The organism is Pseudomonas sp. Nvir, from assembly GCF_963778085.1.
Classification (GTDB): domain Bacteria; phylum Pseudomonadota; class Gammaproteobacteria; order Pseudomonadales; family Pseudomonadaceae; genus Aquipseudomonas; species Aquipseudomonas juntendi.
The window spans coordinates 908040-932519 of the sequence record NZ_OY970405.1; the positions used below are offsets into that span (position 1 = coordinate 908040).

7 protein-coding genes are annotated in these 24480 nt (G+C 67.3%); all 7 read right to left on the bottom strand.

Going from position 1 to position 24480, the window contains the following annotated elements:
- Nucleotides 1-121: 121 nt before the first annotated feature.
- On the bottom strand, nucleotides 122-856 hold the full coding sequence (locus AACG97_RS04535) for a YkgJ family cysteine cluster protein (protein ID WP_054890585.1): 735 nt from the start codon (nucleotides 854-856) through the stop codon (nucleotides 122-124).
- Complete coding sequence (locus AACG97_RS04540) at nucleotides 853-1164, bottom strand: hypothetical protein (RefSeq protein ID WP_009685180.1); 312 nt, start codon at nucleotides 1162-1164, stop codon at nucleotides 853-855. The genes AACG97_RS04535 and AACG97_RS04540 overlap by 4 nt, the downstream gene beginning before the upstream one ends.
- Before the next feature lie 87 nt (nucleotides 1165-1251).
- Complete coding sequence (locus AACG97_RS04545) at nucleotides 1252-2151, bottom strand: chemotaxis protein (RefSeq protein WP_009685181.1); 900 nt, start codon at nucleotides 2149-2151, stop codon at nucleotides 1252-1254.
- A 519-nt stretch (nucleotides 2152-2670) separates the two neighbouring features.
- Nucleotides 2671-3855: an HlyD family type I secretion periplasmic adaptor subunit gene (locus AACG97_RS04550; RefSeq protein WP_115293400.1), complete on the bottom strand. Its 1185-nt coding sequence runs from the start codon at nucleotides 3853-3855 to the stop codon at nucleotides 2671-2673.
- Complete coding sequence (locus tag AACG97_RS04555; RefSeq protein ID WP_054890296.1) at nucleotides 3852-6020, bottom strand: type I secretion system permease/ATPase; 2169 nt, start codon at nucleotides 6018-6020, stop codon at nucleotides 3852-3854. Before AACG97_RS04555 ends, AACG97_RS04550 begins: the two co-directional genes overlap by 4 nt.
- Nucleotides 6017-7453, bottom strand: coding sequence for a TolC family outer membrane protein (locus AACG97_RS04560; protein WP_047149712.1), 1437 nt, complete (start codon nucleotides 7451-7453; stop codon nucleotides 6017-6019). Before AACG97_RS04560 ends, AACG97_RS04555 begins: the two co-directional genes overlap by 4 nt.
- A gap of 63 nt (nucleotides 7454-7516) precedes the next feature.
- A complete protein-coding gene (locus AACG97_RS04565; protein WP_338463404.1) occupies nucleotides 7517-24397 on the bottom strand; it encodes a BapA/Bap/LapF family large adhesin in 16881 nt (5626 codons plus the stop codon).
- Nucleotides 24398-24480 lie beyond the last annotated feature (83 nt).

The following is a 24480-nucleotide window of genomic DNA, read 5'->3' on the forward strand; positions in this document are numbered from 1 at the left end:
ATCTTATAGCCGCCGAACCGGGTCGGCAGCGTGACCGCTGGCTGACAACCGTGTCAGTTTCAGATAACCGGCTGCCCGGTCTGCTCCCTCGCGGGTGAACCCGCGCCCACCACCTGCAGGGCTAGAAACCGATAAAGGCGTAATACACCGGGGGCTCGTTGGTGGTGTGCAAACCATGCCCCTGCAAGCCCGCCGCCAGCGTCTCATCCTCCACATGCAAGGTCCACTGTGTACCGTCATCATCCGGCACCTGCGCCAGCGCCCCGGCAAACGCGCCCATGTCCGGCAGGTAGGCGGTAAATCCGTTGCCCTTGAGCGCACTGGTGGTCATGCCCAGTGCCTGGCACACCGCCACCTTGGCGCCAATGTCGTCACGGTCGGCCTGGCGCGAAGCCTGCACCAATGCCTCCAGCCCGGCATCCACCAGTTGCGTGCCGTGAAGCAGCGCAGGCCCCTGCTGCCAGGCTTCTGGCGGGCAGTCCTTGGCCTCTGGGCGCAGGGGGAGGTGCGGGTTGATTTCCACCGGGTAGATGCGGCACACCAACGGCCGTTGCTCATAGATGCTGCAGCGGTCGTTGTCGTCCAGGTTGCGGCAGCGGCCGGGGTTAAACGCGGCAAAGGTCACCGACACCCGCGCCTGGCCATTGCCGCAGGCTACCGGGTACGACCGGCGCAGCACATGCTCACGTTGCTCCACCGGCATGCCCGGGCCATCGGTGACGAAGGCTTCGATCAGCACAACCACCTGACCGCCGTCATGTGCCCAGCGGCCTGCCTCGGCCAGGGTCAGGGGGACATGGTGGCCGCTGCAGCACTTGCCGCATCCGGTGCAGCCAAAACGCAAGGTGGCGGTCACTTGGCTTGCGGGCTCCATTCGCTGACGAAGGCACGCTGCTGTTGGCGGTCGTACAGGCATAGCTCGGTGCCAGTGCGCTGCTGCATGTGCTTCTGCGGGTAGACACCTTCGACCAGCAAGGCACTCATGCCTACCTGGTCATCGAATTCGGCGGGCTTGCCGCGGGCGTGGGCGTCCTTGAACTGGCTGGCCGCCAGGCAGGCTTTGAGCATCTGCTGGCGCTGCGTGTTCCAGGCCTGGCTGCTGGAAGCCTGGGCGATACCGCTGAAAAGGGCGCAGCCGATCAGGATGGAGCTGAGATACTTCATGGCGGGTTCCGGCAAATTTTTTGCGAGGGCCCGAATTATGCCCGACTTGCCCCCGGCAGCAAGCCGGGGAGTTTGTCGCTGAATATATCAGTGCTCGGCGAACACCACGGCACGTGCTGCCACCACCAGACAATCGGTCAGCTCCGGCGAGGAAAACTTGGTGAGGATGGCATTCGCCCCGGCCTGGGTTGCCTTCTCGCTGCTCATGGCGCTGTCCAGCGAGGTGTGCAGCAGCACGTACAGGTGCTGGAAGTCGGGGGTTTCACGCAGGGTTCGGGTGAAGGCGTAGCCATCCATCTCGCTCATTTCGATATCGGAGACGACCACGTTGATCTCCTGTGCAGTGCCTTGCAGTTCCAGCAGCACATTGATCGCGTCCTTGGCGCTGCGCGCGGTGTGGCACTCGATGCCCAGGTTGCGCAGGGTGTGCACCGACTGCTGCAGGGCCACCTGGCTGTCGTCCACCACCAGGATATTGGTGGCGGCCAGCAGGCTGGCGTCTTCTGCGCTTACTGAGCCGCGCGCTGGCTCTGGCGCAGGCGGTGCAATGCCGTGGATGACCTTCTCGATATCCAGCACCTGCACCAAGGTGTTGTCGACGCGGGTAACACCGGTGATGAACGAGCGGTTGCCCGAGGCATAGGGCGGCGGTTTGATGTCGGTGCTCAGGCAATGCACGATGCGGCTTACGGCCTGCACGTGCAGGCCCTGGCGCGAACGGCTGATCTCGGTGACGATCAGGCAACCGCCTTGCGGGTCCTCCAGCGGCTGCTCGCCGATGGCACGGGACAGGTCGATGACCGACAACGAATGGCCACGCAAGGTGGCTACGCCTTTCACGTGGGGGTGCGACTCGGGCAGCTTGGTCAGCGGCGGGCAGGGGATGATCTCGCTGACCTTGAGCAGGTTGATTGCCATCAGCTTGCCGCTGCGCAGGGTGAACAGCAGCAGCGACAAGGAGTCCGCGCGGGCTTTTTGCGTGGCCATGGTGACCTTCGGTGGGAAACAGGGGGGATAACCGGTTATCGGCCTGGTCGGGCCGGGCTTTAGGTCTGTATTGCCTGTTCTGGCCTAATCGCCGGCAAGCCGGCTCCCACAGGGATCGCCTTAGGGCTGACAGGTGTTTGCCACAAGGTATGGCAGCGCCTGTTAGAGCGAGCGCCGCCCGCGCGGCGCAATCGCGAGCTGCGCTCGCTCCTACGTTTGTTTCGGGCCAATTATTCCTGTGGGATTTGCGCGCGAACGCCTTGGTGCATGCCTCAATATCGCGCCGTATAAACAAGGCGGCCGCGCGCGCCCGTCACAGGCGTTACTGGCCCGAAACAAACGTAGGAGCGAGCGCAGCTCGCGATTGCGCCGCGCGGGCGGCGCTCGATCTCACAGGCGCTGAAGATGCTCCGGCTACCCTTGCCAGAAACCATAGAATCTCCCACAGGGATCACATCAGGGCTGACAGGTGTTTGCCAAAAGATATGCAGCGCCTGTGGGAGCCGGCTTGCCGGCCAGTTACCGCTCGCGCAGGGCCTCCTTGGCCCGGTTCAGCGGTTTGATCAGGTAATCGAGGATGGTTTTTTCGCCAGTGCGGATATCCACTGTGGCAATCATCCCCGGGACAATCGCGAAGTGCTTGCCGGCCTTGTTCTTCAGGCTGTCCTGCTCGGTACGGATGAACACGCGGTAGTAGTAGATTTCCGGTTTCACCTCGTCTTGCAAGGTATCCGGCGAAATACCCACCACCTTGCCATCCAGCCCGCCATACACCGAATAGTCATAGGCACTGATCTTGACCTTGGCCGCCTGGTCCGGGTGGATGAAGGCAATGTCGCGCGGGGCGATGCGGGTTTCGATCAGCAGGCGCTCGTCCATCGGCACGATTTTCATCACCTGGCCACCGGGCTGTACCACGCCGCCCAGGGTGTTCACCTCGATGTCCTTGACGATGCCGCGCACCGGCGAACGCAGGGTCAGGCGGGTGAGCGAGTCGCTGCGCCCGCGGATTACCTCTGACAGGCTGTCGGCCTCGGCGCTGGCCTTGGCCAGCTCCTCCCGGGCGCGCACCAGGTAGTCGGAGCGGGCCTCGTTGGCTTTGAGTTCAAGCTCCGAACGCTGGCGGTTCAGGCGGATGACCTCCACCCGGCTGGAGGCGCCCATTTTCGCCAGGTTTTCGGTGATCTTCAGCTCGCTGCGCACCAGCCGCAGCGAATCCTCGATGCCTGCCAGGGTCTGCTCCAGGCCACGGCGGCGGGTCTGGTACAGCGCCGTTTCCGCTTCGATCAGCTCGGGCGAGTCGCGCAGGCTGGCCGGGAAGGCCAGCGGCTTGCCGGTCACCTCGGCTTGCAGCCGGGCCTGGCTGGCCTTGGCGGCGCGGTACTTGGCCTCGCTTTCGCCCACGCTGGAGGCGGTCTTGGTCGGGTCCAACTGCGCCAGTACCTGGCCGCGCTCGACCAGGTCGCCTTCGGCCACGTTCATCTGCGCGACGATACCCCCTTCGAACGACTGGATCACCTGCTCCCGGGAGCTGGGGATGACCTTGCCGGTACCGGTGGAAACCTCGGTCACCTCGAACCAGGCGGCCCAGGCCAGAAATGCGGCCAGCATCAGCGCGCTGAGGGTGATGAGGCGCCCGGCGCGGAAAACGGCCCGGTCGTCCTGCCCGTCCAGGTAGGACGCCGGGAGTTCGTGGTCGCTCATGCCTGCGCTCCTTGCAGTTTGGCCAATGCGGCATCGCGGGTGTCATCGATGACGATGCGCCCACCGTCGAGCACCACAATGCGCTCGACCCGTTGCAGCACGCTCAGGCGGTGGGTAGCGATCACCAGCGTGCGGCCCTGGCAGAAGCGCTCCAGGTTATCCAGCAGTTTGCGCTCGGTCATGTCGTCCAGCGATGCCGTAGGTTCATCCAGCAGCAGCACCTGTGGCTGGCGCACCAACAGGCGCGACAGCACCAGTGCCTGGCGCTGGCCGCCAGACAGGCCCAGGCCGCCTTCGAGGATCAGGTGGTCCATGCCCTTGGGCAGGCGGCGGACAAAGTCCAGCGCCCCGGTGGCAGCCAGCGCGGCCACCAGTTCCTGGTCGCTGGCCTGGCCGGCACCGAGGGTCAGGTTTTCCCGCAGGGTGCCGTGGAACAGCCGCGCGTACTGCGGCAGCAAGCCTACGTCGCGGCGCAGGTCGGCAGGGTCGAGGTGGGCCAGGGCGATGCCGTCCAGGCTGACCTCGCCCTGTACCAGGTCCATGGCCCCGCCCAACGCCTGCAGCAGGGTGGACTTGCCCGCGCCGTTGCGGCCGAGCACTGCAATGCGTTCGCCCGGCTGAATATCCAGTTGGCCAATGTTGAGCACCGGCGGGGATTCTTCGCTGTAGCGGAAGTTGGCCTGGCGCAGGCGGTATTCACCGCGGATTGCCGGCAGGTGCACGCGTGCTTCGCCTTCGGGGTGGTCGACCGCCGACTGCATCAGCTTGTCCAGGCCTTGCAGGGCGACCTTGGCCTGCTGCCAGCGGGTCAGCACATGGGTCAGCTGGGCCAGCGGCGCCATCATCCGCGACGACAGCATCGACGCCGCCACCAGGCTACCGGTGGTGAGGTCGCCGGCGATCACCATCGGTGCACCGACCACGATGACCACGGCAAACACGGCACCTTGCACGTTCTGGGTCCAGGTCACCAGGCCGTTGGTGAGCGTGCGCAGGCGCAGGTTGGTGTGCGCACAGGCTGCGTTGTACTGGTTCCACTGGCGCTCGAAGCGTGCCTCGGCCTGCAGCGCCTTGATTTCGTCCAGGCCCTGGATGCTTTCCACCAGCATGGCGTTGCGCAGCGCCGACTCGCGCATCGAGGCGTTGGCCAGCCGCGCCAGGCGCCGCTGCGCCAGCAGGCCTGGCAGCAGCATGGCCAGCAGCGCCACCAGCGGAATGAACACCAGCACGCCGCCGATCAGCCAGAACACGAACAAGAACAGCAGGAAAAACGGCAGGTCGGCCAACGCCGTGGCAGTACTGGAGGTGATCAAATCGCGGATCGACTCCAGCTCGCGCAGTTGCGAAATGAACGAGCCGGTGGACTTCGGCCGCACCGAGTTGCGCAGGCGCAAGGCATGGCCATAGACCAGGTCACTCACCCGCAGGTCGGCGCGCTTGCCGAGCAGGTCGGTGACCTTCAGGCGCAGCAGGCGCATGCTGAAGTCGAACACCAGCGCCAGCACCACGCCGCCGAACAGCACGTACAAGGTGGGTAGCGATTCTGCAGGGATCACACGGTCGTAGACCTGCATCGAAAACAGCACCCCGGCCAGCGCCAGCACGTTGGCCACCAGCGAGGCGACCATCACCTGCCCATAGGGGCGCAGGTCGCGCAGCACGATACGGGCGAACCAGTGGCGGTCGTAGGGGGCAGTGTAGTCATCGGTGCGCACATCGCGCAGTGGTCGCGCCGGGCGCAACAGCGCAACCCGGGTGATGCGGCCCTTGAGCGTGTCGCGGGGCAGGCGTGTGGTCAGGCCCTGGTCACCGGCGAACACCACCGCCAGGTCATCTTCTTCGGTGACTGCCTCGACCACGGCCAACTGGCCATCGTCCAGCTCCAGTACCAGCGGTGTACGCCATTGCCGGAGGCCCTTGGCATCGAAGCGCACGAAGCGCAGTGCCAGGCCGGCCTGGCGGGCCATGTGGCGAAGAATTTCGTCCAGCGGCCGGGCATCCTCCACCGCCGCCAGGCGAATACGCTGGGGCGACACGTCCAGGCGGTAGTGGTGCGCCACCTGCAGCATCACCTCCAGCCACGGCCCCAGGTCTGGCCGGTGCGGCGCGTCCGGCGCTGCTGCCGCTGGCTGGGTGGGCAGGGTTACATTGATCGAATCGCTCATGGCTGGATCTCCACACCTTGCAGGTTGCGCCCCTCAAGGCCAAAGGCCGTGCGCAGCGCGCCGGTGTTGTACAGGCAGTCGACATCCAGGCGCAGCAGATCGGAGCGGGTGCCGGCAAGTTCGAACCGTGACTGGTAGATCTCCTGCTCGGCGTTGAGCAGGTCGAGCAGGGGCCGTGTGCCCAGGTCCAGATACTGGCGGCCATAGAGCATGCGAGCCTCCTGGATGCTGACCTGGCGCGCTTCCAGCGAACTCAGCCGGCGGCCCAGCCCGGAGGTTTGTGCCTGAGCCTCGGCCAGGCCACGCCGTGCCTGCAGGCGCGCGGCATCTTCGGCGGAGTCGGCGGCGCTCAAGGCGTGGCTGGCAGCGCGGCTGCGGGCGCTGATCGCACCGCCTTGGTAGATCGGTACCTCGACGTTGAGGTAGATGCCCGCCTGGGTGCGGTCCATGCGTGAGTTATCGCGGTTGTAGTCGTTGTCCAGGTAATGGTTGACCTGGGGCTGCAGCGACACGGTCGGGTAGGCCTCGGCCTTGGCCTGGGCCAGCTCTGCCTGGCCTTGCGCACGCTGGGCCAGGGCCATCAGCACGGCCGGCAGGCGATCATCGCCTTGCGCAGGCCGCTTACAGGCCTGGTTCAACGCCGCAGGCGACTGCTCGGCCAGGGCCGGCGGGGTCACGCGGCCCATCAGCGCGGCCAGGGTGGAGCGCCAGCGCTCGTATTGCGACTGATATTCCTCCAGGGTGGCGCGGGCGCTTTCCACGCGGGATTCGGCCTGTACCACGTCGGAGCGGGTGCTGGCGCCCATGTCGCTGCGCTGGCGAGCCATCCCGGCAATGTCGCCCACGCCGCGGATCTGCTCGCGGGCAATGGCCATCAACTGTTCGTAGCGGCGGGTTTCGATCCAGGCATAGGCAGTGTCACGGGCCAGGTCGTCCACCACCAGCAGGATATTGGCCTGGGCCCGCGCGGCGGCGGCCTGCGCCGCGTTGACGGCGCTGTCGACCTTGCCGAAATCGTAGAGCATCTGCTTGAGCGACAGGTTGAGGGCCTGGCTGTTGCGATCGCCCCCGTAGCCGGTGTCATAACCGGTGCGGATACCGCCGGAAATCTGCGGGTAGTAACCCGCGCGGGCGACGTTGATGCCTTCGCCCTGTTTGTACAGGTTGCCGATCGCTTCTGCGATGCTGGGGTGCCATTGCGCGGCCTGCAACACCGCCTCGGTCAGGCCCAGGCGCTCGCCACTGGCGACCGGGGCCATGCCGGTCGGTGGCCGCGCAGGCACCGCCGCGGGCGCATCGCGTAGCAGCGATGGCCCGATGTGGCGCAGGTGGGGGTCTATATCATCGGCTGCCTGGGCAACCGGTTGGAGATTCAGGGCCAGGAGCCCGCAGGCTCCAAGCAACAACGGTGACAGCGGACTGCTTCGCTTCACATAGTTCCCTTACTGCTGGTCGTCCATGCCGCCGGGCGTTTGCCCGGCGGGTTTGCCGCGGCCTCAGACGACGTGAATGCCGTTCTGTACCCACAGGTGGTGGCTCGGGTCCTCCTGGGCCGTGTATTGGTTATAGTCGATCCCGTTGGCGGTCTGGTTGCCGACCAGGTTCCAGTTGTCAGTCATGTGCACCGAGTCATGGTTGTCGCCCTTGATGATCAACGTGTCGGTGCCGGTTTCAGTGATGGCCACCACGTCGGCCAGGTTGAGTGTCAGGGCCACCGCGCTGGTGTCGTTGAGGTCGATGGCCTCGATGCCATGCACGCGGCCGACCAGGTTGCCCAGGTCGATGCTGACATCGCCGCCACCCCATTGCAGGGTGTCGGTACCCGTGCCACCGTCGACGCTGGCGAAGTTCTGGTCGACGATCACCAGGGTGTCGTCACCGGCACCACCTTCAAGCGTGATGTGCCCGCCCTGGCTGCCCACCAGGTGGTCGTTGCCGTCGCTGCCAGCAACCACATCGCTGACAGCGGCGACACTGGCCAGGGCGACTGCCTCTTCACCGCTGTCGGCCAGCAGCGACGTGGTGCTGACCAGGCCAGCGGCATTGTCCAGGTTGATGGTCAATGTTGCCGTGTCGGTACTGCCGTTAGGGTGGGTCAGCTCGTAGGTGAAGGTATCGTGCTGGCCGACCGCTGCGGCGCTGACCCCCGAGTTGAGGGTGTAGGTGTAGCTGCCATCGGCCTGCACCAGCAAGGTGCCATAGGTGCCCGCCACGCTCACCCCGTTGTAGCCGGGTATGGTGTAGGTGTTGGCTGCGGTCAGTACGCTCAGCACGGTCAGTGCCGAACCCAGGGTATCGTCCGCCAGCAGGTTGCCGGTGGCCGCCGTGGCGCCACTGACCACGAACTCGTTCAGGTGCGTGGTGGTGGCATTGACACTGGTGGTGATCGAGCTGGCCAGGCCAATGCCGCCGGCGGTCACCCGTACGTGGTAGGTGCCGGCGCCCTGGTTCTGGAAGGTATACCCTGCGCCCCCGCCCAACAGGCTGATCAACGAGCCACCGCCTACCGATTGCACCAGCACGTACTGGCCCGTGGCCGGGTTGAGCTTGAGCAGTTCCAGGGTGGTGCCGTTGAGCAGGCTCAGCAGGTTGGCGGAATTGAGTACCACTTGCAGGTTAGCCGTGGTATCGGCAGCCACTGTAGTGGTGTAAGTGGCCTGGCGGCTGCCGATCAGCGGGAGGGTCAACGAGCCCAGCGTACTGCTGCTGGTGTCTACCCGGTTGGCCAGGGTGAGGTTGCTGAAGCCTACGTCGTTGACTGCGTCAAGTACCGTGGCTGGCGCCGCGTAGTTACTGTCGCTCCAGACTTCCGTGGCTTGTGGGCTATCGATGCGCACATACAAATTGGCGCTGTCGGACAGGCCGTTGGGGTGCACCAGCTGGTAGCTGAACACATCCACATTGCCGACGCTGGCGGGGCTGCCGTTTGGCGTGTAGGTGTAGCTGCCGTCGCCGCGGATCACCAGCGTGCCGTACAGGCCTTGCACCGTGGTGGCACTGCCGGCCGAGACGTAGCTGCCCCCTTTGAGCACCTGCAGCACCGCGGCGCTGTCCGGGCCCCGCGCATCCACCACGCCATCGGTGCCCACGTCGGTGATGACGTTGCCAGAGGTGGCTGTGCCAGTACCGGTGAACTCGGTCAGGCTGGTGGAGGTGATATCCAGCGAGGTGCTGACATTGGTGATCAGGCCAATGCCGCCGCTGCCCACCGTCAGGCGGTAATCGCCCGCCTGCAGCACCCCGATGTCGACTCGCAGGCCTTGGCCCAACGGCAACAGGATCAGGTCCAGCAAGCCCTGGCTGTTACCGGTGGCCAGCGTGACCCAGGTTCCGCTGGCATTCTTCACCTGCAGGGTGAAGGTGGTGTTGTCCAGCAGGGCCAGTGCACTGCTGGTGGTCAGGGTCAGCGTGGGGTCGGCCGTGGTGCCGGCGGCTACCGTCCAGGTGTAGGTCTTGGTGAACCCCGCCAACAGGGTGGTGAAGCTGTCGGTGTAGGTCCTGCTGGCGGTGACCGCGGCCAGGTCGACCGTCGCCGTGGCGAGGTTATCGCTGGCGATGACCGGGGCGTTGGCATCCACATCCGGCGCAGTGATGCTGGCGTTGCCCGACACGTTGCCGCGTGGGTCGCTCAGTGTCACCGCAAGCACCTGCCCGTTGTCCTGAGGGGGGCTCAGGGTCACGGTAAAGCTGCCATCGGCTTGCACGGTGGCGGTTTGCAGCACGGTGCCGCTGGCGCTGCGCACGGTCACCGTGGCGCCCACTTCACCGGTACCGGTCAGGGTGCTGCCGTCGGCACTGATCGCCAGGTTGGCGGCCGCAGCCGGCGGGGTCAGGTCCGGGGCGGTCAGTGCGGTACCGGTAGACTCATTGCCGGCACTGTCGGTGAGCGTGACGCTGAGTGCCTGGTTGTCGATCTGCGCGGCATTCAGGCTGACCACGAACAGGCCGGTGCTGCCCACGGTTGCCGTCCCCAGCACGGTCCCGGCACTGTTGCGCACGGTAACCGTGCTGCCAACCTGGCCAGAGCCGCTGACCATTGTGCCGTTGGTATTGATGGTGGCCAGCGGCGCCGCCGGCGGGGTGGTGTCCGGGGCGTTGAGGTTGACGCTGCTGGACAGGTTGCCCGCAGCGTCCGCCTGGCGCACCACCAGCAATTGCCCGTCGTTCTGTGGCGTGGTCAGGGTGATGCTGAAGGTGCCGTCGGCTTGCACCACGCCACTGCCCACCGATCCGTTGGCGCCTTGCACGGTGACGGTGGCGCCAGCTTCACCATTACCGGTCACCACGGTACCTGCGCCGTTGATGGTGACATTGGTCGGTAGCGCAGGCGGTTGCAGGTCGGCAGCGGTGTAGCGGGTGCTGCCGGACGTATTGCCCGCAACGTCGGCCTGGCTCACCGCCAAAACCTGGCCATTGAGCTGCGCGGCGTTGAGGTTGACGGCGTACACGCCACCGCCATTGACCACGGCGCTGCCGAGCACGTTGCCACCGGCATCGCGCACGGTCACCGTGGCACCGGCCTCGCCGGTACCGCTCAGCACCAGGCCGTTGGTCGACAGGCTGGTCACCAGCGGGTCGGATGGTGCGGTGGTATCGGCTGCCTGCAAGAAGGTGGGTTGCGACTCGCCGCCCACCAGGGCCACGGCGGTGACCTGCAGGTACTCGCCGTTGAGCTGCGCCGAGTTGAGCGTCAGCGTAAAGGTACCGTTCAATGTCGCGCCACCGGTACCGATCAGGTTGCCTGCGGCATCGTACACACGGATGCCGACGCCGCTGGGCGCGTTACCTGACAAGGTCAGGCCGTCGCTGCCCAGCGTCACGTTGGTCGGCGGTACTGGCGGAGCCACCAGCGGTGTGACATAGGTCGCCACCGCCGACGTATTGATGCCGTCGGACTGCGTGATGGCCAGCGTTGCCAGCGAGCCTGCTGCCGGCGTCAGGGTGATCTGGAAGTTGCCAGCGGCGTCTACCGTCCCAGTGCCTAGCACGCTGCCGCCCAGGCTGACGGTGACCGTGGCATTGGCCTCGCCCTTGCCGGTGAGCACGTTGAAGGTGTTGTTGATTGCCAGGTTGGTCACCAGGTCAGGTGGCGAGGTGTCGTTGGCCTGGTAGGGCGCAGCAACCGAGACGTTGCCGGCGTCATCGGTAGACACCACGCTGAGCAACTGGCCATTGTTCTGCGCCGGGCTGATGGGCACGGTGAAGCGCCCGTCGGCACCGACCTCCACCTGGCCCACGAGGGTGTTGTCCGGGCCACGCACGGTGATCAGCGTGCCGGCCTCGGCAGTGCCGGTCATTGATGTGCCGGCCGGGTTGAGCAGCAAGTCGCTTGGCTGCACCGGTGCGGTCAGGTCGGGGGCGCTCAGCTCCAGGGGGGCCGACGGGTTGCCGGTGGCGTCCTGGGCAATGATGGTCAGCGTTTCGCCGTTGATTTGAGGCTGGCTCAAATCGAGGACGAAGGTGCCATCCAGGTCGACCGTCACCTGGCCCAGCAGGTCACCGTTGTTGTTTATCACCGTGACCCGGGTACCGGCCTCGGCGGTGCCGATCAATTGGGTACCGCTGTCGTTGATGCTGGCAATGACGATGGCCGGCGGCGTTACGTCGACTGCCGTGACGGTACTGATCGGCGACACGTTGTCACTGGCGTCGGTGAGGGTTACCTGCACCTGCTGGCCATTGAGCTGGGCGGTGTCCAGGCCGACGCTGAAGGTGCCGTCGGCAGCGACCGTGGTGGTGCCGATTTGCGTTGTACCCACATAGACGCGCACCGTGGTACCCGCTTCGCCAACCCCGGTCAGCACATCGCCTGCCGCATTGAGCCGCAACTCGGTTGCAGCCGCGGGGGGCGTGAAGTCCGGCGCCTGCACGCTGACGGGCGCGCTGACGTTGCCGGGCGGATCGGCCTGCAGTACCGACAGCACCTGGTTGTCGATTTGTGCAGGCGACAACACGACGCTGAAGCTGCCGTCGGCCAGCACCGTAGCGGTTCCCAGTACGCTACCGGCGGCGTTGCTCACGATCACGGTGGCGCCGGCCTCACCCAGGCCAGTGACCACACTGCCGTCGGCGTTGATCGCCACCTGGGTGAGCGGGGCAGGTGGGGTGAAGTCCGGGGTCTGCAGGGTCGCTGCTGCCGACACGTTACCGGCGGCGTCGGCCTGGGTGAAGCTGAGCAGCTCGGCATTGCCCAGTGCCGGGTCCAGGGTAATGGTGAAGTGCCCGCTGGCATCGACGATGGCGCTGCCGATCGGCGCGCCGCTCGGGTCGGTCACGGTGACCTCGGCGCCGACTTCGCCGCGGCCGGTCAGGGTGACACCATCGCCGGAAACCGCCAGGTCGCTCGGCGCCGCAGGTGGTGTAGTGTCTGGCGCGGTGATGGTGCTGGCGGCCGACTGGTTGCCGGCCGCATCGGTCAGAAGCACCTGTAGCGGCTGACCGTTGGCTTGCGGCGAGGCGAGCACGACCTGGAAGCTGCCGTCGGCGCGCACTACGGCCGTGCCCAGCACGCTGCCATCGGCAGCCATTACCCACACGCTGGCGCCGGCCTCGCCGCTACCGTTGAGCAGGCTGCCGCCCCCGGCGAATGCCAGGTCTGCGGCGGCATCCGGTGCCACGCGATCGGGGGCAGTGATGCTCACGCTGTTGGACTCGTTGCCGGCCGCATCGGCCTGGCTGGCGCTGAGCTGTTCGCCGTTGAGCTGCACGCTGCCCAGGGTGGCGCTGAAGTTGCCATTGGCATCGACCACTGCCGTGCCCAGGTCGATACCGCCTTCACCGACCACGGTAACGGTGGCGCCTGGTTCGCCGCGCCCGGTCAGGACCAGGCCGTCGCTGGACAGCACCAGGTTGCTGAGCGGTTGTGGCGCCGTAGTGTCCGGCGCCTGCAAGGTGGCCGGCAGCGACAGGCTGCCATCGCTGGCCATTGCGCTCACATGCAGCACTTCGCCATTGGCCTGGGCACTGCCCAGGTTGACGGTGAAGGTGCCGTCGTTGGCGACCGGGCTGCTGCCTAACACCGCGCCGTTGGGGCCGTAAACAGTGACCGTGCTGCCCGCTGTAGCGGTGCCGGTGACCGATAGACCGTCTGCAGCCAGCACCAGGTTGTCTGGCGCGGCGGGGGCCAGAATGCCTGGCGCAGTCACGTTTTGCTCAGGCGAGGCGTTTTGCGCGGCATCGGTTTGCACCACGGCCAGGCGTTCACCGGTGAGCGCCGCAGGTGACAAGGCCACGCTGAAGCTGCCATCGGCGGCCACGGTTGCGGTACCCAGTATGGTCGCGTCCGGGGCGCGTACGGTGACCGTCGCACCAGCTTCGCCCTGGCCGGTAAGGGTCGCGCCGTCGGCAGACACCGCCAGGTTACTGACCGCCGCGGGCGGCGTGGTATCGGCGGCCGTGTACGGCGCCGCTGGCGATACATTGCCCGCCGCATCGGTGGCGGTTACCTGCAGGGTCTGGCCGTTGGTCTGGGCACTGTTCAACGTGACCTGGAAAGTGCCATTGCTGCTGGCCACCGCGCTGCCCAGCACACTGCCGCCGGCATCGCGCACGGTCACGGTGCTGCCGGCTTCGGCGTTACCGGTCAGTTGCAGCCCGGTCGCCGACAGGGCCAGTGCCGTGGGTGCTGCTGGCGGGGTGAAGTCCGGTGCGGTCACCGCCACGGCGCTGGAGGTGTTGTTGCCGGCATCGGTCTGGGTCACGCTCAGTTGCTGGGCGTTGAGCTGGGCAGTGGTCAAGGTCAGGCTGAAGCTGCCGTTGGCCGCGACCAGGCCGGTGCCGATGATGGTGCCGTCAGGCCCGCGCACGGTCACGCTGGCGCCGGCTTCGCCCAGGCCACTGAGGGTCAGGCCGTTGTTGTTCAGCACCACATTGGTCAGCGGTGCAGGCGGGGTCAGGTCTGGCGTGGCCACGTTCACCGCTGGCGAGGTATTGCCGGCGGCGTCCACTTGCGTCACACCAATGGCCTGGCCGCTGTTTTGCGGCGTGTCGAACGTCACGGTGAAGCGGCCATCGGCGCCCACCGTGGCGCTACCCAGCACGGTCCCGGCGGCATTGCTGACCTGTACCGTAGCGCCCACTTCACCGCTACCGGAAAGCTGCCTGCCGTCGGCACTGAGCAGCGGGTCGGCAATGGCGGCAGGTGGCGTGCGATCCGGGGTAGCCAGGCTGGCGGGGCCAGATACGTTGCCTGCGGCATCACTGAGGGTGACCTGCAGCGGGCTGCCGCTGACTTGCGCGCTGGGCAGGGTGATCTGGAACTGGCCGCTTTGGTTGACGGTGCCGGTAGCTAAGATGGCGCCACTGGCATCGCGCACAGTGACACTGGCACCGGCTTCGCCCTGGCCGCTGACCACGGTGGCGGCAGCGTTCAGGCTGAGGTTGCTGGCGGCGGCTGGGGCCTGCAGGTCGGGTGCCTGCAGGCTGGCGGCCAGCGACACGTTACCCGCAGCATCGGCCTGGGTGACGATCAGGTTCTGGCCGTTGGCCGCCGCCGGCGACAGAGTGATGCTGTACAGGCCATTGCTGCCGACCACGCCGCTACCCAGCACATTCCCCTGGGCGTCGGTGACCCGCACGTTGGCACCCACTTCGCCTTGGCCGGTCAGCGTGCTGCCGGTGCGGTCGATGGTGGCGCTCGGGGCTTCTGGTGCAGTGGTGTCGTTGGCGACCACGGTGGCCGGTACCGAGGGCTGGCCGTCGGCGCCGATCCGCGCGCTGACCTGCAAGGTCTGTGCGTTGAGCTGGGCGTTGCTGAAGAACACCCGGAAGACACCATCGCTGCCCACCGTCGCCGTGCCCAGCGTGGTGCCGGCGGATGTCACGGTGATCAACGCGCCCACCGTGCCGGTGCCCGTCAGCACGAAGCCGTCGGCGCTGATGGCCAGGTCCGCCGGGGTGGCCACTTCGCTGCCGGTCGGGCCAGTCAGGGTCACACCGTCGGATTCATTGCCGGCCGGGTCGATGACCACCACGCTGACCTCTTCGCCAGCGGCCAGCGGCGGGTCGACCGGCACCACGAAGGTACCATCCGGCCCTGCGGTGGTGGTGCCACGGTCACTGTTGTCCGGGTTGCGGATGACCACGGTGCTGCCCGGCTCTGCAGTGCCGCCGACGCTGCTGCCGTCGGGGCTCACAGTCACGCCGCTGGCAGCTTCCGGGTCGGTGGTGTCGGGTGCGGTAACGGTAACCGGTGCCGAGCTGTTGCCCGCCGGGTCGGTGACGATCACGGTCACGCTTTCGCCGTTGTTCTGCGGGGTTGGCAGTGGCACGTTGAAGCTGCCGTCGGGGTTCACTTCAACCGTGGTTTCCACGCCTGCGCCGTCACGCACCGTCACGGTATCAGCGCCCGGTGCATTGCCGCTGACCGTGCTGCCGTCTTCGCTGACCACCACCCCGGTGGGCAAGGCCGGCGGGGTGAGGTCGGGTGCAGTGATCGGGGTGCTGTCGGAGACATTGCCCGCCACATCGGTCAAGGTCACCTGCAGCGCCTGGCCATCGAGCTGGGCCGGGCTGACCGCGACAGTGAAGCTGCCGCCAACCGGCACCACCACGCTGCCCAGCAGGACGCCGGCGGCGTTGCGTACCTCGACGGTGCTGCCTGCTTCGCCCGTACCCTGAACGGTGTCGCCGCCCGCGCTTATGGTCAAGCCACCCGGTGCTTGCGGTGCGGTGCTGTCGTCGGCAGTGAACGCCACGGATGGCGACGTGTTGCCGCCAGCATCGACCACTACCACCGACACGGTTTCGCCGTTGGTCTGGGCGGGGGCCAGGGGCACGCTGAAGCTGCCGTCCTCTTCCACCTGCGCGGAGCCCAGCAGGTCGCCAGCGCCGTTGCGCACCTGCACGGTACTGCCTGGTTCGGCCTGGCCGGTGAGTGCCGTGCCCGTGCCATTGATACCCAGGCCTTCAGCGGCTACCGGGGCTTCCAGATCCGGCGCGGTGACGCTGCCGGCGGTGGAGGTATTGCCGGTCGCGTCCGCCTGGGTGACGGCCAAGGTCTGGCCATTGAGCTGCGGTGGGTCGATGGTCACCTGGAAGCTGCCGTCCGTTTGTACGGTGGCAGTGCCCAGCACGGCGCCGCCGGCGCCGGTCACGGTTACCTGCGCCCCCGGCTCGCCGCTACCGCTCAGGCTGCCACCGTCACCCGCCAGTACCAGGCCGGTGGGTGTGTCGGGGGCCTGGGTATCCGGTGCCGACAGATCGACCGCGGTCGACAGGTTGCCACTGGCGTCGCGCTGCTCGACGGTCAGGGCCTGACCGTTGGTTTGCGGGGTATCGAGGCTGATTTCGAACGCACCACCGGCGCCTACCACGATGCTGCCCAGTACGCTGCCGTCCGGCCCGCGTACGGTCACGGTCGCACCCGGTTCACCGTTGCCGGTGACCATGACGCCGTCGCCATCGATGGCCGGGTTGGTCACTGCTTGCGGCGGGGTACTGTCTGGTGCGGTGAAGTCCACTGGCCCGGCACTGTTGCCTTGGCTGTCGGTGGCTTCCACGGTCAGGCTTTCGCCATTGCGCTGCGGTGCGTTGAGGGTGACGTCGAAGCGCCCGTCCCCGCCCACGGTGGCGGTCCCCAGTACATTGCCGTCGGCATCGCGCACGGTGACCAGCGAGCCGCTCTGGCCCTGGCCGGTGAGGTGGATGCCGGCGCTGTCGATGGCCAGCGCCGACGGTTGCAGCGGGCCATCCAGGTCAGGTGCGATGACAGTAGCGGTCGAACTGTTGCCTGCGGCGTCACGCAGCACCACGTCCAGCTCCTGGCCATCGGTTTGCGCCGGGTTCAGGACCACGCTGATCACGCCATCGGCGCCCACCTGGGCATTACCCAGTACGTTGCCCTGGGCGTCCACCACCTGCACGCGGGTGCCGGGTTCGCCACGGCCGGTCAATACGCTGCCATCGTTGCTCAGTTGCAACTCGCTGGCCTCGTTGGGCGGGGTGATGTCCGGTGCGCTGATCTGGGTCGGCAGTGAGCTGTTGCCATCCGCGTCGATGGCTACCACATCCAGCAGCTCGCCGTTCGCCTGGGCAGGGCTGAGGGGGATGTTGAAGCTGCCGTCGTTGCCGACTTGCACGCTACCCAGCACACCGCCTTGGGCATCCCGCACTTCCACCAGGCTGCCAGCCGGGGCCGTACCACTGATGGCGCTGCCATCGGCAGCTACCACCAGCCCCGTCGGGCTGTCCGGCACGGCAATGGCCGGTACGGTGACCGTCAGGGCAACCGAAGGGTTGCCGGCGGCATCGGTCTGTTGCAAGGCAATGGCGTCGCCTGCGGCCAGTGGGCTGTCGAGGTCGATCAGGAAGGTGCCATTCGCTGCGACCACCCCGGTGCCGATCACGTTGCCATTGCCATCCCGGATTTCAACCGTGGCACCCGCTTCACCACGGCCGGAAACGACCAGGCTGCCAGCACCCAGCACCACATTGCTGATAATGCCGGGCGGGGTGATGTCCGGGGTTACGTAGCTCAACGGCAGCGAGGTGTTGCCTGCGGCGTCGGTCACCCGCACGCTGACGGTTTCGCCATTGGCCTGCGCCGGGTCGAGGGTGAGGCTGAAACTGCCATCCGCTTCGGCGAGGGTACTGCCGATCACGTTGCCAGCAGCGTCGCGTACCTCTACCCGGGTACCGGCCTCGGCATTGCCGGTCAGGCTGACGCCATCGACCAGCGCCAGGTCGGTGGGTTGCAGTGGCGCCACCTGATCCGGTGCGGTCAGCGGGCTTGGGCTGGACACGTTGCCAGCGGCATCGGTCAAGGTCACTTGCAGTGACGAGCCATCCACCACCGGGGTGGGCAGGGTAACGTTGAAACTGCCGTCCTGCTGCACGGTGCCGCTGGCCAGCAGTTGGCCTTGGTCGTTGCGTACCTCTACGGTGGTGCCGGCTTCGCCGCGGCCGGACACGGTGCGGCCGTCATTGCTGATCGCCAGGTTGGTGGCCGGCTCTGGTGGCGTGGTGTCGCCGCCGTTGTCGATGACCGGTGCGGTAAGGGTGCCGGCCTGCGAGGCATTGCCGGCTGCGTCGGTGGCAACCACTTGCAACTGTTCTCCCGCCACCTGGGCAGGGCTAAGGGTGATTTCAAACGCACCACTGGCGCCCACCACCACAGTGCCAAGTACGGTGCTGCCATCGGCCGCCAGCACGCGCACGGTGCTGCCAGGTTCGGCACGGCCGCTGACGGCGGTACCGTCGGCGGTAATGGCCAGTTCGCTAGGCGCCACCGGTGGCGTGATGTCTGGTGCGCTGACCTGTACCGGCAGCGAAGAAGTGCCGTTGTTGTCGATGGCTACCACATCCAGCAGTTGGCCATTGGCCTGGGCCGGGTTGAGGACCACGGTGAAGGTGCCTTCAGCGCCGACCACCACGCTACCGATCAGCGCACCCTCGGCATCATGCACTTCCACGCGGCTGCCCACGGGGGCCGAGCCACTGACGCTGGTACCGTCTTCGGCGACCACCAGGTCGCTTGGGCTGAGCGGTACGGTTACCAGCGGCACGTCATAGTCCAGGGCCAGCGAGGCGTTGCCGCTCGGGTCGGTCTGGACCAGGCTCAGGCGTTCACCCGGCAACGCGGGCGGGTCGAGGTCGAGCAGGAAGGTGCCGTTCGCGGTCACCACGCCGCTGCCGATCAGGGTGCCGTTGGCGTCGCGCACCTGCACGGTAGCGCCGGCTTCGCCACGCCCGCTCAAGGCCAGGCCATCGGCGCCGACCACGATATCGCTGACCTGCGCCGGGGCAGTGGTGTCTGGCGCCTGGTACTGCAGTGGCGAGGAAATGTTGCCGGCAGCATCCACCAGGCGAATGTCCAGCACTTCGCCATTGGCCTGTGCTGGGGTCAGGGTCACGCTGAACGTGCCGTCGTCGTTGACCTGAGCGCTGCCCAGCAGGGTGCCCGCGGCATTGCGCACCTGCACGCTGGCGCCTGGCTCGCCGCTACCGCTGAGGGTGACGCCGTCGACCAGCGCCAGACCGGTGGGCTGCGCGGGCGCCTGCAGGTCCGGTGTTACCACCGACGCAGGGGCGGAGGCATTGCCGGCGGCGTCGGTCAGCACCACTTGCAAGGTGCTGCCGTCCTTGACTGCAGGTTCCAGGGCCAGGGTGAAGCTGCCATCCGGGTTGACCGTGCCATTTGCCAGCACGTTGCCCTGGGCGTCGCGCACTTGCACGCTGGCACCGGCTTCACCGCGGCCGCTGAGCTGGGCACCGGCCAGGCCGACAAGCAGGTTGGTGGCGGCTTCCGGTGGCGTGTTGTCGCCACCGTCAATGTCTGGTGCGGTGACGGTGCCGGCCGTAGAAGCATTGCCGGCGGCATCGGTAGCGGTAACTTGCAGCACCTCGCCGTTCAACTGGGCGGGGTCCAGGGTAATGCTGAAGCTGCCGGTGGCACCGACTACCGCGGTGCCAAGCACAGTGGTGCCATCGGCCGCCAGCACGCGTACGGTGCTGCCAACTTCTGCGCGGCCGGTGACCTCGCTGCCGTCGGCGCTGATTACCAGCTCGCTGGGGGTGACCGGTGGGGTGATGTCCGGTGCGGAGACCTGGGCTGGAAGGGACGAAGCACCGCTGCCATCGATGGCCACCACCTCCAGCAGTTCGCCATTGGCCTGGGCCGGGTTGAGAATGACCGTGAAGGTGCCGTCCTGGCCAACCTGCACACTGCCAACCAGCGTTCCGTCGGCGCCGTAGACCTCCACGCGGCTGCCGGCCGGCGCGGCGCCGCTGATGCTGCTGCCATCTTCGGCGACTATCAAGTCGCTCGGGCTGGCAGGGGCAGGGGTGACCGGCACCTCGAACTGCAGCGCTTCGGAGGTATTACCGCTCGGGTCGGTTTGCACCAGGCTCAACTGAGCGCCGGGCTGCGCGCCGGGATTCAGGTCGATCAGGAAAACGCCATTGGCAGCGACCACGCCGCTGCCGATCACGGTGCCGTCGGCGTCGCGCACTTCAACGGTGGCGCCGGCTTCGCCACGCCCACTCAACGCCAGGCCATCGGCGCCGACCACGATGTCGCTCACAGCCGCCGGTGGCGTGGTGTCGGGTGCGGTGAATGCCAGCGGCATCGAGCTGTTGCCGGCAGCATCGACCAGGCGCACATCCAGGGCTTCGCCATTGGCCTGGGCAGGTGACAAGGACAGGCTGAACGCCCCGTCCGCACCGACCACGCCGCTACCGATCACGGTGCCATCCGCATTGCGCACCTGCACGGTGGCGCCAGGTTCGCCACGGCCAGTGAAGGTGACGCCATCGGCCAGGGCCAGGTCGGTCGGCTGGGCCGGGGCCTGCAGGTCCGGTGCGGTGACCGTGCCAGGTTGCGAAACGTTGCCGGCAGCGTCGGTCAGGGTCACTTGCAGGGCGCTGCCGTCGTCGACGGCCGGGCTCAGGGTGAGGACGAAGCTGCCATCCGGGTTGACCGTGCCGTTGGCCAGCACATTACCTTGGGCGTCACGCACCTCCACGCGGGTGCCGGGTTCGCCGCGACCGCTCAGCTGGCCGCCGGCCAGGCCTATCACCAGGTCTGTGGGTGCCAGTGGTGCTGTGTTGTCGCCACCGTCAATGTCTGGGGCGGTGACGGTGCCGGCCGCAGAAGCGTTGCCGGCATTATCGGTAGCGGTAACTTGCAGCACCTCGCCGTTTACCTGGGCGGGGTCGAGGGTGATGCTGAAGCTGCCGGTGGCACCGACTACCGCGGTGCCAAGCACCGTGGTGCCGTCGGCCGCCAGCACGCGTACGGTGCTGCCGGCTTCGGCGCGGCCGGTGAGCACGCTGCCGTCGGCGCTGATCACCAGCTCGCTGGGGGTGACCGGTGGGGTGATGTCCGGTGCGGAGATCTGGGCTGGCAGGGACGAAGCACCGCTGCCATCAATGGCCACCACGTCCAGCAGTTCGCCATTGGCCTGGGCGGGTTCGAGGGTGACGGTGAAGCTGCCATCGTCGCCTGCAACCCCACTGCCAAGCAGCGTGCCATTGGCATCATGGACCTCCACGCGGGTGCCGGCCGGCGCGGTGCCGCTGATGCTGCTGCCATCTTCGGCAACCACCAGGTCGCTGGGGCTGGCGGGCGCAGGCGTGGTCGGCACTGCGAACTCCAAGGCCTCGGAGGCATTGCCACTCGGGTCGGTCTGCACCAGGCTCAGTTGCGCGCCGGGCTGCACGGCCGGTTCGAGGTCGATCAGGAAGGTACCGTTAGCGCTGACCACGCCGCTGCCGATCACGGTGCCGTCGGCATCTCGCACTTCAACGGTGGCGCCGGCTTCACCACGCCCACTCAGTGCCAGGCCGTCGGCGCCGACCACGATGTTGCTTACGGCAGCCGGTGGCGTGGTGTCGGGTGCGGTGAATTCCAGCGGTGTCGAGCTGTTACCAGCAGCATCGACCAGGCGCACATCCAGGGCCTCGCCATTGGCCTGGGCAGGTGACAAGGACAGGCTGAACGCCCCGTCCGCACCGACCACGCCGCTGCCGATAAGGGTGCCAGCCGCGTCGCGCACCTGCACGGTGGCGCCGGGCTCGCCGCGGCCATTGAAAGTGACCCCACCAAGCAGGGCCAATTCGGTTGGCGGCGCAGGTGGCTGCAGGTCGGGTGAGGTGACCGAGCCGGGGGGCGACTGGTTGCCGGCAGCATCGGTCAGGGTCACTTGCAGGGCACTGCCGTCGTTCACCGGCGGGTCCAGGGTGATGGTGAAGCTGCCGTCGGCACCTACGCTGCCGGTGGCCAGGATATTCCCGGCCGCATCACGGACTTGCACGCTGGCGCCCGGTTCGCCACGCCCGCTCAGCTGGCTTCCGGCCAGCGCTATGGCCAGGTCGGTCGGCGCTGCTGGTGGCGTGGTATCGACCCCATCAAGGTCCGGCGCGGTCACCGCGCTGGTGGCTGAGGTGTTGCCCGCCGCATCGGTGGCGGTGGCTTGCAGCACTTCACCGTCGGTTTGTGGTGGGGCCAGCTCGATGCTGAACGCCCCGGTCGGGCCGACCACGGCGCTGCCCAGCTCGGTACCATCGGCAGCCATGATGCGCACGGTGCTGCCGGGTTCGGCGCGGCCGGTGATCACGCTGCCGTCGGCACTGACGGCCAGCTCGGCAGGTGCCGCGGGTGCCGTGATATCGGGCGCGGTGATCTGGGTGGGCACGGAGGACACGCCCTCGGCATCGAGGGCCAGTACGTTTAGCAGTTCGCCGTTGGCCTGGGCAGGGGTGAGCTCGATGCTGAAGCTGCCGTCGGCGTTGGCTACGGCGCTGCCAATCAGCGTGCCGCTGGCATCGCGTACTTCCACTCGGCTGCCGGCAGGGGCGCTGCCCGTGAGGGTAGTGCCATCGGCATCGATGGCCAGCCCGCTGGGGCTGGCCGGGGCAGTGGTGAGCGGTACATCGTACTCGACGGCCACCGAAGCATTGCCGCTGGGGTCCACTTGCAGCAGGGTCAGCTGGTCGCCGGGTTGCACGGCCGGGTCGAGGTCGATCAGGAAGGTGCCGTTGGCCGTGACCACGCCACGACCCAGCAGGTTGCCGTCGGCATCCCGCACTTCCACAGAAGCCCCGGCTTCACCATGGCCACTGAGGCGGGTGCCGCCCGCACCGACCTGGATATCGCTGACGGCATCCGGCGCAGTAATGTCCGGGGCGTTGAATTGCAGGGGTGTCGAGCTGTTGCCGGCGGCGTCGACCAGGCGTACGTCAAGCGCCTCACCGTTGGCCTGGGCAGGGGACAGGCTGAGGCTGAACGTTCCGTCCTGGTTGACCACGGCCGAGCCGAGCAGGTTACCGGCAGCGTCGCGCACCTGTACGGTAGCCCCCGGTTCGCCGCGGCCGGTGAAGGTCACCCCGTCCGCCAGTGTCAGGTCGGTGGGCTGTGCCGGTGGCAGCAGGTCGGGTGACGTCACTGCGCCTGGCTGCGACACGTTGCCGGCAGCGTCGGTGAGGGTGACTTGCAGGGTGCTGCCATCCTTGACGGCTGGGTCCAGGCTAATGACGAAGGTGCCATCCGCGCCGACGGTGCCGGTCGCGATGACCGTGCCTGCGGCATCACGCACCTGCACGGTGCTGCCGGCTTCGCCACGGCCGCTGAGCTGGCTGCCGGCCAGGCCGATGGCCAGGTCGCTGGGTGCTTGCGGTGGGGTGGTGTCGCCGCCGTCGACGCTCGGCGCGGTCACCGAACTGGCGGTAGAGGTGTTGCCAGCTGCGTCGGTGGCCGTGGCTTGCAGTGTTTGGCCATCCACTTGCGCCGGGCTGAGGTTAATGCTGAATACGCCCGTGGCGCCGACCACTGCGGTGCCCAGCTGGCTGCCGTCGGCGGCGAGGATACGTACGGTGCTGCCGGGTTCGGCACGGCCAGTGAGTACCGTACCGTCCTGGCTGACCACCAGTGCGCTCGGTGCAGCCGGGGCGGTGATATCCGGGGCTGTGAACACCAAGGGTGTCGAGCTGTTGCCGGCGGCATCTACCTGGCGTATGTCCAGGGCTTCACCGTTGGCTTGTGCGGGGGAAAGCGTGAGGCTGAAAGTGCCGTCGGCGTTGACCACGCCGCTGCCAATCAGGTTACCGGCAGTATCGCGCACCTGCACGGTGGCACCCGGCTCGCCGCGACCGCTGAGGGTAACGCCATTGGCAAGGGCCAGGTCACTCGGCTGGTCAGGGGCCGTGGTGTCGGGCGTGTCGATATCTGGCGCGTTGATGCTGGCCGGCGGTGAAACATTGCCGGCGGCGTCGCTGGCACTGACCTCCAGGGCCTGACCACCGGTTTGCGCAGGTTGCAGGGTGATGCTGAACTGGCCGTCGGCGCCGGCTACGGCAGTGCCCAGCACTGCGCCGTCGGCCCCGCGTACGGTTACCGTCGAGCCGGCTTCGGCACGGCCGGTCAGGCGCAGGCCATCGGGCGATACCAACAGGTCGATGGGCGTGGCCGGTGGGGTGGTGTCCGGGTCGGCGCCACCCCCGCCACCGCCACCCCCGCTGCCGGCCGCCGCCGCCGCACCGCCGGCACCGAGCAGGCTGAGCCCGGCAATCGCCCAGGTAGGCATGGCGCTGCCAGCGGTACCCAGGCCTGCAACCAGCTCATCCAGGGAGTTTACGTCTTCGAAGGTGAAGCCCTCGAATGCCGCCGCATTGTACTGGGCGTGCCACAGGGTGCCGTCCTCGCCAACGAAGACAATGTCGCTGCCGACACCGACCTGGTCCACTGCGAAGAAATTGCCGATGGTGATTTTTTCCCCGGACTTCAGGGTGAGGACCAAGTCCTGCCCGCGCTGGGTGACGGTGGCCAACTGATCGGGAGCCACGGGCATCTGCACGACGCCTGGCCCTTTGAGATTGATATTGCCCCAGGCGCTCTGAGTGGCGACTTCAGTTTGCTTATCGGCGACGACGATGTTGTCCATGGATGCTCCCTGCTGGTGTCCGGATCCCCCAGCCCGTTATCGGGCTACAACCGCAGTAACAGGACCCGTGCAGGGGTGTTACG

Coding starts and splice junctions, on each gene's coding strand:
- AACG97_RS04540 (WP_009685180.1), bottom strand. CDS start 1,164: ATGAAGTATCTCAGCTCCATCCTGATCGGCTGCGCCCTTTTCAGCGGT.
- AACG97_RS04545 (WP_009685181.1), bottom strand. CDS start 2,151: ATGGCCACGCAAAAAGCCCGCGCGGACTCCTTGTCGCTGCTGCTGTTC.
- AACG97_RS04550 (WP_115293400.1), bottom strand. CDS start 3,855: ATGAGCGACCACGAACTCCCGGCGTCCTACCTGGACGGGCAGGACGAC.
- AACG97_RS04555 (WP_054890296.1), bottom strand. CDS start 6,020: ATGAGCGATTCGATCAATGTAACCCTGCCCACCCAGCCAGCGGCAGCA.
- AACG97_RS04565 (WP_338463404.1), bottom strand. CDS start 24,397: ATGGACAACATCGTCGTCGCCGATAAGCAAACTGAAGTCGCCACTCAG.